A 10,086-nucleotide genomic window follows, 5' to 3' on the forward strand; every position below is an offset into this window, starting at 1 on the left:
GCGCAGGGGCGCCGGTCGTTTTCAGCCGCGGGCGGCCTTCAGGGCATCGATGAAGGCGCGCGCCATCTGCGTGGTGCGCGCGACATCCTGCCCCGGCTTGTAGAGGTCGCTGCCGAGTCCGGCGCCCAGGCAGCCGGCGCGCACGTAGTCGCCCAGGTTGTCGGGCGTGATGCCGCCCACCGCGAACAGCGGCACGCCGGCCGGCAGCACCGCGCGCAAGGCCTTCACGTGGCCGGTGCCGTAGGTGGTGGCCGGGAACAGCTTCAGCGCCTGCGCACCGGCGTCCAGCGCATCGAAGGCCTCGCTCGCGGTCGCGAAACCGGCCGCCACCTGCAGGCCGCGCTGCACGGCGTACTCGATCAGCGAGGGCCGGGTGTTGGGCGTCACGACCAGCTTCGCCCCGGCCTCGACCAGCGCGTCGACGTCGGCCGGCTTCAACACCGTGCCGCCGCCGATCAGTGCCTTGTCACCGAAGCGCTGCACGATGTCGGCGACGCTGCGCTGCCACTGCGGCGAGTTCAGCGGCACCTCGATCGCGTCGAAGCCGGCGTCGATCAATGCGCCGGCATGGGCGAGGGCTTCTTCGGGGCGGATGCCGCGCAGGATCGCGATCAGCGGCAATGAGGTCGGCCGAGTCATGGGGCGACAGCGTAGCGAGCGCGTTGCCCAGGCACAAATGAAATTTTGCGCCCGCGGCATACACAAAAGCTCAGGCGGGGAGGTCGCGGGCCCGCTGAAGCAGCAGCTCGCGCTCGCGCGCATTGCGCGTCATGCCGGCGGCGCGTTCGAAGGTTTCGCRTGCCTCGTCGTTGCGGCCCAACTTGGCCAGCAGGTCGGCGCGCACGCTGGGCAGCCAGTGGTAGTTGGCGAGGGCCGGTTCGGATTCGAGCTCGTCGACGATGGCCAGCCCGGCGGCCGGCCCGAAGGCCATGCCGACGGCGACGGCCCGGTTCAGCGCCACCACCGGCGACGGCGCCACCTGCGCCAGCGCGTCGTACAGCGCGACGATCAGCGCCCAGTCGGTCTCGTCGGCGCTGCGCGCCCGCGCATGGCACGCCGCCAGCGCCGCCTGCAACGCATACGGGCCACGCGCGCCGCCCAGCGCTTCCGACTGCGCCAGGGCCGCCAGCCCGCGGCGGATCAGCAGCGGGTCCCAGCGGCTGCGGTCCTGCTCGAGCAGCAGCACCGGCCGGCCTTGCGCATCGGTGCGCGCATGCGTGCGCGAAGCCTGGATCTCCATCAGCGCGACCAGCCCGTGCACCTCGCCTTCGGCCGGCATCAGCCCGGCCAGCACGCGGCCCAGGCGCAGCGCTTCCTCGGTCAGCGCCGGGCGCATCCAGTCGTCGCCGGCGGTGGCCGAATAGCCTTCGTTGAAGACCAGGTAGATCACCTCCAGCACCGAGGCCAGCCGCACCGCGCGCTCGGCCGCCTGCGGCACCTCGAAGGGCACGCGCGCCGCGCTCAGCGTGCGCTTGGCGCGCACGATGCGTTGCGCGATCGTCGGCTCGGGCACCAGGAAGGCGCGCGCGATCTCGTCGGTCGTGAGGCCGCCCAGCAGGCGCAGCGTCAGCGCGACGCGCGCGTCGGTCGACAGCACCGGGTGGCAGGCGGTGAAGATCAGGCGCAGCAGGTCGTCGCCGATGTCGTCCTCGCGGGCCGCGTCGAGCCCGTCGACGAAGTCCGGCACCACGTGCATCTGCATCGCGTCCATCTCGTGACCCAGCTCCTCCTGCTTGCGCGCATGCAGCGCGTCCTGGCGCAGGCGGTCGAGCGCGCGGTGCTTGGCGGTGGTCATCAGCCAGGCCGCCGGGTTGTCCGGCAGCTGGCCGTCGTCCCAGTGCTCCAGTGCGGCCAGCAGCGCGTCCTGTGCCAGCTCCTCGGCCAGGCCCACGTCGCGCACGATGCGGGCGACGTGGGCAATGACCTTGGCGGATTCGATCCGCCAGACGGCCTCGATCGCACGGTGGGTTTCGGCGGATGCCACCAGCGGCCTCAGGCGCTTTTCTCGGCCAGCGTCTTCAGGTTGGCCAGGCCCGCCTCGAAGTCGCTGCCGACCATGCGGTCGACGTTGAAGAACAGGTGCATCACCTTCGCGACGTACGGCACCGGGCCGTGCAGCGCCCAGGTCACGCGGGTGCCGCCCGGCTCGGGCCGCAGCGTGAATTCGGCATGGTTGTGCGCTTCGAAAGGCTCGATGAAGTCCAGCGTCATCGTGACCTTCGAGGCCGGCACGGTGTCGACGATGGCCATCCTGCCGCTGCCGATCTCCTTGCTCTGCCAGCCGTAGCTCGCACCCTTGCCGACCGTGGTGGCACCGTAGCTGCCCTGCAGCGCCGGGTCCTTGCGTTCGTACGGGTTCCAGGTGTTGAAGCTGCGCAGGTCGTTGATCATCGCGTGCAGCCGTTCGGGCGGTGCCTGGATCCGCAGGCTGCGCTCGACGCGGAAGGTGTCGGGGCGCGTCGCGGCATAGGCGAGCAGCACGGCGAGCGCCGCGGCGATGGTGAGCAAGGTGGTCTTCAGCATGATCGGCTCCTGGGCGTGGCGGGCGGCGCGGATCGATCCGCACCTGTTGCCACGACGGCCGATCGCGCCGGGAATCGACACCGCTGCCGATGACAAAGGGAAAACCCTGAGCATCAGGCGAAGCAGGGGCCCAGCTCGCGCACTTCGATCGTGCACCACTCGGCGGCCGGGCAGTCGGCGGCGATGGCCACGGCCTCTTCGCGCGTCTTGCAGTCCAGCACGAAGAAGCCGCCGATCATCTCCTTGGCCTCGGCGAACGGGCCGTCGACCAGGCGCGCCTCGCCGCTGCGCTTTTGCACGCGCACCGCGCGGTCCTGCGACAGCAGCGATTCGGCGCTCTTCAGCAGGCCGCGGGTCTTCAGCTGCTCGGCATAGCCCAGCATGCGGTCGTAGGCCTCCTGGCCTTGCGCGGGCGTGCGCTGCTTGCGCTGTTCGACGGGTTCGACGATGAGCATCATGTACGACATGGGGTCTCCGTTCGCGGTGAAGGTGTCATTGTGAAGCGGGTGGGGCGGGGTGGGGGTAGGGCAGCACCAACGCGAGGCTGAGCCCGCACAGCAGCAGCATCGCGACCGCCAGCGGCAGCGCCGACGCGGCCGACATGAAGGGCGCCACCGCCTGCGTGCCGAGCGCGCCGGCGGCCAGGATCGCGAGCATCAGCATCGCCGAGGCCCGGCCCATCTGCACCGGCGGCAGCGCGAGCGCCTCGCTGAAGGCGGCCGGGCCGCGCACCGCCAGCACCGCGCAGAAGCCGCACCAGAACACCGCCACCGCGGCGAAGTCCAGCCTGAACCATGCCGCGGCCAGCACGAAGAGGCCGCACAGCGCGACATGCGCCCAGCAGCCCCACTGCACCGCGCGTGCGGCGCCGATGCGCCGGCTGATGCGGCCCGACTGGCTGGCCACGCCCATGAAGCACAGCACGCTCATCACCTGCAGCGCCGCGAAGCTGCCGGCGCCCCGTCCGAAGGCGTGCACCATCAGCTGCGGCGCACTGGCAACGAAGCTCAGCAGCGCGCCGAAGCACAGCGCATGGCACAGCGCCAGCCGCACGTACTTGCGGTTGGCCAGGATGGCGCCGTAGTGCGCCACCGCGCTGCGGTCCAGGCCCGGCAGCTCGCGCGGCGTGACGCGCACGACGAACGGCAGCGCGAGCAGCGTGACGCCGCCGAGGATCCAGAAGGTCGCGCGCCAGTCCATCACCAGCAGCAGCGCGCTGCCCAGCACCGGCCCGGCGGCCGGCACCGCCGATTCGATCATCGCGATCGACGCGATGCCCTTGACCGCATGCTCGTCGGGAAGCGTCGCGCGCACGACGCTGGGCGCGACCACCGTCGCGGCACCGGCCGCGGCGCCCTGGACCGCGCGCATCGCGAGCAGCCAGCCGATGTCCGGCGCGAGCGCGCAACCGAAGGCCGACAGCACCAGCAGCGTGATGCCGGCCAGCACGCAGCGGCGCGGGCCGAACCGCGTCAGCGCTTCGCCCCAGATCAGCTGCGAGGCCGCAAGCCCGGCCAGGAACACCGCCACCGTCGCCTGCGCCTGCGTGACGTCAATGCCCAGCGAGGCCTGCAGCGTCGGCACGGCCGGCAGGAACAGGTCCATCGCCAGCATGCTGGTGGCGGTGACGATGGACAGCGGCAGGACGGTGCGGATGGCGGAGGGCATCGGGGTTCGGCAGGCGAGGGCGCACTGTAGCAACGCCGCCCTGCTATCGTCACGCGCCAGTCAACGAGGAACACCATGTCCAGCTACATCGAAGGCGCCCTGACCCCGGATGAACGCGTGCTGCACCACGCCCATGTGAGCCTGTGGTCGCTGTGGGTGCCGCTGCTGCTCGGGCTGGTGCTGCTGCCGGCCTTCGGCATCGGCCTGATCGCCTGGGGTTATGCCTACGTGATGTACAAGACCACCGAGCTGGCGGTGACCAGCAAGCGGGTGATCGTCAAGCAGGGCTTCATCTCGCGCCAGACCATCGAGATCAACATCAACAAGGTCGAGTCCATCCAGGTCGACCAGACGGTGATGGGGCGCATGCTCGATTTCGGCTCGCTGCTGATCTCGGGCGCCGGTACGCCGCAGGCGCCCTTGAAGGGCATCTCGAAGCCGCTGGCCTTCCGCCGCGCCTTCATGGAAGCGCAGGACGGCGCCTCGCAGCGCTGAAAGGGACGCGCCGTGCCGAAGTTCGCCGCCAACCTGAGCCTGATGTATGCCGAGCACGCCTTCGCCGACCGCTTCGAGGCGGCGGCGCGCGACGGCTTCACCGCGGTCGAATGCCTGTTCCCGTACGAGCTGTCGGCGGCGGAGCTGAAGGCGCGGCTGCACGGCCACGGGCTGCAGCAGGTGCTGTTCAACGCGCCGCCGGGCGATGCGGCGCAGGGCGAGCGCGGCCTGGCCTGCCTGCCCGGGCGCGAGGCGGCGTTCCGCGAAGGCATCGAGCACGCGCTGGCGCTCGCGGCCGACATCGGCTGCCCGCGCCTGCACGTGATGGCCGGCATCGCGCCGGACCACGTCGACCGCGGCTGGCTGCGCGAGTGCTACCTGGCCAACCTGGCCTGGGCCGCCGACCGAGCGGCGCCGACCGGCATCGACCTGATGATCGAGCCGATCAACACGCGCGACATCCCCGGCTACTTCCTGAACCGCCAGGCCGAGGCGCATGCGGTGGTGCTCGAACTCGGGCGCCCGAACCTGAAGGTGCAGATGGATCTGTACCACTGCCAGATCGTCGAGGGCGACGTCGCGATGAAGCTGCGCCAGTACCTGCCGAGCGGCCGCGTCGGCCACATGCAGGTGGCCGGCGTGCCGCAGCGCCACGAGCCCGACGTCGGGGAGCTGAACTGCGCCTACCTGTTCGACGTGATCGACGAGCTGGGCTACGACGGCTTCATCGGCTGCGAGTACCGGCCGCAGCACGGCACCTCGGCCGGCCTGGGCTGGTGGCGCAAACGGGCGGCCGATCAGCGCTCGGTCTGAGCCGCCGCCTTCACCTGCGCGATCAGGTTCGACACGCCGGCCGCCACGTGGCCGGACGGCACGTGGGCCGACGCGTTCTCGATGTGGCCGGTCTGGTCGTCGAAGAAGAAGTCGGGTTCGAACTCGCGCAGGAACTCGCCCTTGGGCAGGCCGCCGAGGAACATCGCCTCGTCGACCTCGATGTCCCAGTCCATCAGCGTGCGGATCGCGCGCTCGTGCGCCGGTGCGCTGCGCGCGGTGACGAGCGCGGTGCGCACCCGCATCGCCGGCGAGGCCTGGCGTTGCAGCAGCTGCAGGGCCTCGAGCAGGGGCTTGAACGGCCCGGCCGGCAGCGGCTTCAGCGCCTTGTCGCGCTCGTGGGCCTGGAAGGCGTCGAGGCCGGCGCTCTGGAACACCTGCTCGGCCTCGTCGGAGAACAGCACCGCGTCGCCGTCGAACGCGATGCGCACCTCGTGCGGATGGGCGTCGGACGCGCGCGCCGAATGCGGGTACACCCGCGCCGCCGGCACGCCGGCCTGCAGCGCCGAGCGCACGTCGGCCTCGTTGGTCGACAGGAACAGGTGCGCGTTCAGCGGCCGCAAGTAGCGCCACGGCGATTCGCCGCGCGTGAACACGCCGCGCTGGATCGGCAGCCCGTAGTGCTGGGCCGAGCGGAACACGCGCATGCCCGACACCGGGTCGTTGCGCGACAGGATCACCACCTCGACCGAGGCCTGGGGCGAAGCGGCATTGAAGGCCAGCAGCTTGTTGACCAGCGAGAACGCGACGCCCGGCTTGGCCGGTTCGGCCACGCGCTGCAGCTGCAGTTGCATGTAGGCGCGGTCGTCTTCGGCCTCGAAGAGCTGGTTCTCTTCTTCGAAGTCGAACAGGGCGCGCGAGGAAATGGCCACGACGAGCTGGCCGGCGAGGGTGGCGGGCATGCCGGGATGATACGAGGCGGCGCTGAAACAAATGAAACGCGGCGCGGCGGACCGGAAACGGCACTGATACCGGCGCTGCCGACACTGGCGGCATCCGAACACCAACAAGTCCCCAGGAGCCTTCCATGACCGCGACCCTCGTCACCGCCACGCTGCAACGCCTGTTCTCCCGCCAGGGCGGCACGCCCGCGCGCCGGCCGTCGCGCGTCGCGGTGCAGCGCGCCCGCTTCGCGCAGGCGCACCGGCTCGACTTCGCCGACACCCGGCCGGTGGTGTTCCGCAGCGAAGCCTTCGCCGAAGACATCGCCCACATCCACCTGACACTCTGAACCGGGCCGCCCGATGAACACGCCGACCGCCACCGAATGGATCACCGCGGTGCTGAGCGGCGCGAACCGCGCCCGCGTCGCCCCGCCGGACCGATATGATCCGACGCGAATCACCCGCGACAACCCAGACCGAGGGACCCTGCCCATGGCGACCGGCGCGCAAGCCGCCACCCCCGTCGTGCTGGTCGTGGACGACGAGCCCGAGATCCGCTCGCTGCTGAGCGAATACTTCGGCCGCCACGGCCTGAGCGTGCGCACCGCGCAGGACGCGGCGCAGGCGCGCGAGATGCTGGCCGACGCCGTCCCCGACCTGGCCATCCTCGACGTCAACATGCCCGGCGAGAACGGCCTGTCGCTCGCGCGCTGGATGCGTGAGCGCCACCCGCGCATGGGCCTGGTGATGCTGACGACGGCCGGCGAGTCGGTCGACCGCATCGTCGGGCTGGAACTCGGTGCCGACGACTACGTGCCCAAGCCCTTCGAGATGCGCGAGCTGCTGGCGCGCATCCGCGCCGTGCTGCGCCGGGTGACGCTGGCGACCCTGGCGCCGCAGCTGGCCGCCGCCGCCGCGCAGCCCGTGAACACCAAGCGGGTGCGCTTCGGCATCTGCGAACTCGACCTGGACCAGCGCCGCCTGTTCGCGATCGACGACCAGCGCGAGGTCGAGATCAGCGCCGCCGAGTTCGACCTGCTGTCGCTGTTCGCGCGCAACCCGAACCGGCCGCTGAACCGCGACCAGATCATGGAGCAGGCGCACAACCGCGGCTGGGACGTGTTCGACCGTTCGATCGACCTGCGCGTGATGCGGCTGCGGCGCAAGATCGAATCCAACCCCGACAAGCCGGAAGTGCTGAAGACCGTTCGCAACGTGGGCTACGTGTTCGTGCCCCACGCTGCGGACGCATGAGGGGGCTGCAGCGCGAGTTCAGCTGGACCGGCAACCTGAGGTGGGGCGAGCGCCCCGACACGGAAGCCGCCGCGCTGGACCCGGCGCTGATGAGTTCGCTGCTCGACCACATCACCGCGCGCGTCGCGGTGATCGGCCCCGACCACTGCTACCACTATGCGAACCGCGAGGCCGCCGCCTTCTTCGGCCTGACGCCGCAGCAGATCGCCGGCCGCCACCTGGCCGAGGTGATCGGGCAGGCCTCGTACGAGGGTTACCTGCCGTGGGCCGGCCGGCTGTTCGGCGGCGAGTCGCTGCGCTGGCAGGGCTGGGTCGAGTACCCGACGCGAGGGCGCCGCTTCATCCACGAGACCCTGGTGCCCTACGGGCCGCCCGGCGAGCCGGTGCAGGCCATCGTGGTGTTCGGGCGCGACCACACCGAGCTGAAGCTGCACGAGGAGCAACTGGCCGAGCAGCTCGAGCAGCTGCGTGCCAGCGAGGCACTGAAGTCGGCCATCGTCGACCACGCGCTGGCCGCGCTGATCTCGACCGACGGCCACGGCCGCATCGTCGAGTTCAACCCGTCGGCCGAGGCGATGTTCGGCCGCACCCGCGCCGAGGTGATCGGCCGGCGCGTCAGCGAGGTCGTGATGCCCGAACGCTACCGCGGCGCGCACGAGGCCGGCATCGGGCGGCTCGAGGCGGGCGGTGCGCCGCGCGTGCTGGGCAAGCGCCTCGAGCTGTTCGCGCTGCGCGCCGACGGCAGCGAGTTCCCGATCGAGATGGTGCTGTGGCGTACCGACGTCGGCGGCACCGCGTTCTACACCGCGTCGATGGTCGACGTGACCGAGCGCCACGGCGCGGCGCAGCAGATCGAACGCCAGCGCGAGGCGCTGCGCCAGAGCGAGAAGCTGACCGCGATGGGCAGCCTGCTGGCCGGTGTCGCGCACGAGCTGAACAACCCGCTGGCGATCGTGATGGGGCGTGCCAGCCTGCTGGAGGAGAAGTGCGAGGACGACGCGTTGAAGGCCGACGTGCTGCGCATCCGCGAGGCGGCCGAGCGCTGCGGGCGCATCGTGCGCACCTTCCTGGACATGGCACGCAGCAAGCCGCCGCAGCGCGGCACGGTCGACATGAACGACCTGGTGCGCGCCGCGGTCGAGATGCTGCACTACAGCTACCGCACGCACGGCATCGAGCTGGAGACCGAGCTGGAGCCGGGGCTGCCGGCCATCCACGCCGACGGCGACCAGGTCGGCCAGGTGGTGCTGAACCTGCTGGTCAATGCACAGCAGGCGCTGGCGGGGCTGGATGCGCGGCGGCGCGTCAAGGTGCAGACGGGCGTCGAGGCGCGGCGCGACAACCGCGCGCAGCGCGTGTGGCTGCGGGTGGCGGACAGCGGGCCGGGGGTGTCGGCGGAGCTGGCGGCGCGCATCTTCGAGCCCTTCTTCACGACCAAGGCCGAGGGCATGGGCACCGGCCTCGGGCTGGCGGTGTCGCGCTCGCTCGCGCGCGAGCATGGCGGCGACCTGATCCTCGAATCGGCCGGCGCGGAGGGCGGCGCGAGCTTCCGGCTCAGCGTGCCGGTCAGCGGCGTCGCGGACGAGGTGGCCGCGGCACCGCAGGCGGCGGCCGCCGAAGCGCCGTCGAAGGCGCGGCTGCTGGTGGTCGACGACGAGCCCGAGCTGCTGGGCCTGATGCGCGAGATGCTGGAAGGCGCCGGCTACGACGTGGCCGTCGCCGAATCGGGCGCGGTCGCGCTGGCCTTGCTGGAGATGGCAGGCTTCGACGCGATCGTCTCCGACCTGCGCATGCCCGACATCGACGGCGCGACGCTGTGGCGCGAGGTGCAGCGGCGCCGGCCGGCGCTTGCACGGCACATGCTGTTCGTCACCGGCGACACCTTGTCGCCGGACGCGCGGGAGTTCCTGAGGGAGGCGCGCTGCGCGGGGCTGGACAAGCCGTTCTCCAAGGCGGACCTGCTGGCGCGCGTCGCGGCACTCGTGTCCTGCAGCTAGGCGGTGGCGCCTTCGCGCGCCGCTTCCATCATCGTGCGCGACACCACGCGGTACATCGCGGCCCAGGCGTCGTGCACCTCGGGCGTGAAGGCCTCGCCCAGCCCCTGGTGCAGGGTCTTCAGCAGCGCGCCGCCGACGGTGCCGTAGTGCTCGTCGTGCACGCCATAGGCGGCGTGGCGCTTGCCGAGCAGGCGCAACGCGGCGTGCAGCGTGAACGGATCGTCCAGCACGCGGATCGCGGCGGCCAGCATCGTCATCAGGCGTTCGCCCTGGTGGCGGATGTCGGTGCGGAACAGCTCGCGCAGGCCCGGGTCGGCGGCGAACAGGTTGTCGTAGAACAACTGGGCCGTCCGGGCGGAGTCCGGCTGGATGCGGCCGAAGCTGTGGCGGATCAGGTGGATTTCTTGCGGCGTCATGGGGGCGAATCCTGCTGC

12 protein-coding genes are annotated in these 10,086 nt (G+C 71.4%); 5 read left to right on the plus strand and 7 right to left on the minus strand.

Going from position 1 to position 10,086, the window contains the following annotated elements; genetic code table 11:
• Positions 1-21: 21 nt before the first annotated feature.
• The 5 genes from AC1DYN_RS13745 to AC1DYN_RS13765 form a co-directional block, all read right to left on the minus strand.
• Positions 22-639: a 2-dehydro-3-deoxy-6-phosphogalactonate aldolase gene (locus AC1DYN_RS13745; RefSeq protein ID WP_477960348.1), complete on the minus strand. Its 618-nt coding sequence runs from the start codon at positions 637-639 to the stop codon at positions 22-24.
• Positions 640-709: 70 nt separating this feature from the next.
• Positions 710-1,984 (minus strand): RNA polymerase sigma factor, encoded by a 1,275-nt coding sequence (locus AC1DYN_RS13750; RefSeq protein ID WP_477960350.1) that lies wholly within the window; start codon positions 1,982-1,984, stop codon positions 710-712.
• A gap of 8 nt (positions 1,985-1,992) precedes the next feature.
• Complete coding sequence (locus tag AC1DYN_RS13755) at positions 1,993-2,523, minus strand: SRPBCC family protein (RefSeq protein WP_477960352.1); 531 nt, start codon at positions 2,521-2,523, stop codon at positions 1,993-1,995.
• Positions 2,524-2,636: 113 nt separating this feature from the next.
• Positions 2,637-2,990, minus strand: a complete 354-nt coding sequence (locus tag AC1DYN_RS13760; protein WP_477960354.1) for a YciI family protein — start codon at positions 2,988-2,990, stop codon at positions 2,637-2,639.
• A gap of 25 nt (positions 2,991-3,015) precedes the next feature.
• A complete protein-coding gene (locus tag AC1DYN_RS13765) occupies positions 3,016-4,191 on the minus strand; it encodes an MFS transporter (RefSeq protein ID WP_477960356.1) in 1,176 nt (391 codons plus the stop codon).
• A gap of 75 nt (positions 4,192-4,266) precedes the next feature.
• Here AC1DYN_RS13765 and AC1DYN_RS13770 point away from each other — a divergent pair, with 75 nt between their 5' ends.
• Positions 4,267-4,686, plus strand: coding sequence for a PH domain-containing protein (locus AC1DYN_RS13770; RefSeq protein WP_477960358.1), 420 nt, complete (start codon positions 4,267-4,269; stop codon positions 4,684-4,686).
• Positions 4,687-4,698: 12 nt separating this feature from the next.
• Positions 4,699-5,499, plus strand: coding sequence for a 2-oxo-tetronate isomerase (otnI, locus tag AC1DYN_RS13775; RefSeq protein WP_477960360.1), 801 nt, complete (start codon positions 4,699-4,701; stop codon positions 5,497-5,499).
• On the opposite strand, the gene AC1DYN_RS13780 is transcribed toward otnI, so the two are convergent.
• On the minus strand, positions 5,484-6,419 hold the full coding sequence (locus AC1DYN_RS13780) for a 5'-nucleotidase (RefSeq protein WP_477960362.1): 936 nt from the start codon (positions 6,417-6,419) through the stop codon (positions 5,484-5,486). The genes otnI and AC1DYN_RS13780 overlap by 16 nt on opposite strands.
• 125 nt (positions 6,420-6,544) lie before the next feature.
• Here AC1DYN_RS13780 and AC1DYN_RS13785 point away from each other — a divergent pair, with 125 nt between their 5' ends.
• The 3 genes from AC1DYN_RS13785 to AC1DYN_RS13795 are packed head-to-tail and all read left to right on the plus strand — an operon-like array spanning position 6,545 to position 9,652.
• Complete coding sequence (locus tag AC1DYN_RS13785) at positions 6,545-6,748, plus strand: hypothetical protein (RefSeq protein WP_477960364.1); 204 nt, start codon at positions 6,545-6,547, stop codon at positions 6,746-6,748.
• 13 nt (positions 6,749-6,761) lie between these two features.
• On the plus strand, positions 6,762-7,655 hold the full coding sequence (locus AC1DYN_RS13790) for a response regulator (protein ID WP_477960366.1): 894 nt from the start codon (positions 6,762-6,764) through the stop codon (positions 7,653-7,655).
• Positions 7,652-9,652: a PAS domain-containing hybrid sensor histidine kinase/response regulator gene (locus AC1DYN_RS13795; RefSeq protein WP_477960368.1), complete on the plus strand. Its 2,001-nt coding sequence runs from the start codon at positions 7,652-7,654 to the stop codon at positions 9,650-9,652. The genes AC1DYN_RS13790 and AC1DYN_RS13795 overlap by 4 nt, the downstream gene beginning before the upstream one ends.
• On the opposite strand, the gene AC1DYN_RS13800 is transcribed toward AC1DYN_RS13795, so the two are convergent.
• Positions 9,649-10,068 (minus strand): globin family protein, encoded by a 420-nt coding sequence (locus tag AC1DYN_RS13800; RefSeq protein ID WP_477960370.1) that lies wholly within the window; start codon positions 10,066-10,068, stop codon positions 9,649-9,651. The two genes, AC1DYN_RS13795 and AC1DYN_RS13800, sit on opposite strands and share 4 nt — an antisense overlap.
• Positions 10,069-10,086: the final 18 nt, after the last annotated feature.

Source organism: Rhizobacter sp. P2_D12, from assembly GCF_056404395.1.

Coding starts and splice junctions, on each gene's coding strand:
- AC1DYN_RS13745 (WP_477960348.1), bottom strand. CDS start 639: ATGACTCGGCCGACCTCATTGCCGCTGATCGCGATCCTGCGCGGCATC.
- AC1DYN_RS13755 (WP_477960352.1), bottom strand. CDS start 2,523: ATGCTGAAGACCACCTTGCTCACCATCGCCGCGGCGCTCGCCGTGCTG.
- AC1DYN_RS13760 (WP_477960354.1), bottom strand. CDS start 2,990: ATGTCGTACATGATGCTCATCGTCGAACCCGTCGAACAGCGCAAGCAG.
- AC1DYN_RS13765 (WP_477960356.1), bottom strand. CDS start 4,191: ATGCCCTCCGCCATCCGCACCGTCCTGCCGCTGTCCATCGTCACCGCC.
- AC1DYN_RS13770 (WP_477960358.1), top strand. CDS start 4,267: ATGTCCAGCTACATCGAAGGCGCCCTGACCCCGGATGAACGCGTGCTG.
- AC1DYN_RS13780 (WP_477960362.1), bottom strand. CDS start 6,419: ATGCCCGCCACCCTCGCCGGCCAGCTCGTCGTGGCCATTTCCTCGCGC.
- AC1DYN_RS13785 (WP_477960364.1), top strand. CDS start 6,545: ATGACCGCGACCCTCGTCACCGCCACGCTGCAACGCCTGTTCTCCCGC.
- AC1DYN_RS13790 (WP_477960366.1), top strand. CDS start 6,762: ATGAACACGCCGACCGCCACCGAATGGATCACCGCGGTGCTGAGCGGC.
- AC1DYN_RS13795 (WP_477960368.1), top strand. CDS start 7,652: ATGAGGGGGCTGCAGCGCGAGTTCAGCTGGACCGGCAACCTGAGGTGG.
- AC1DYN_RS13800 (WP_477960370.1), bottom strand. CDS start 10,068: ATGACGCCGCAAGAAATCCACCTGATCCGCCACAGCTTCGGCCGCATC.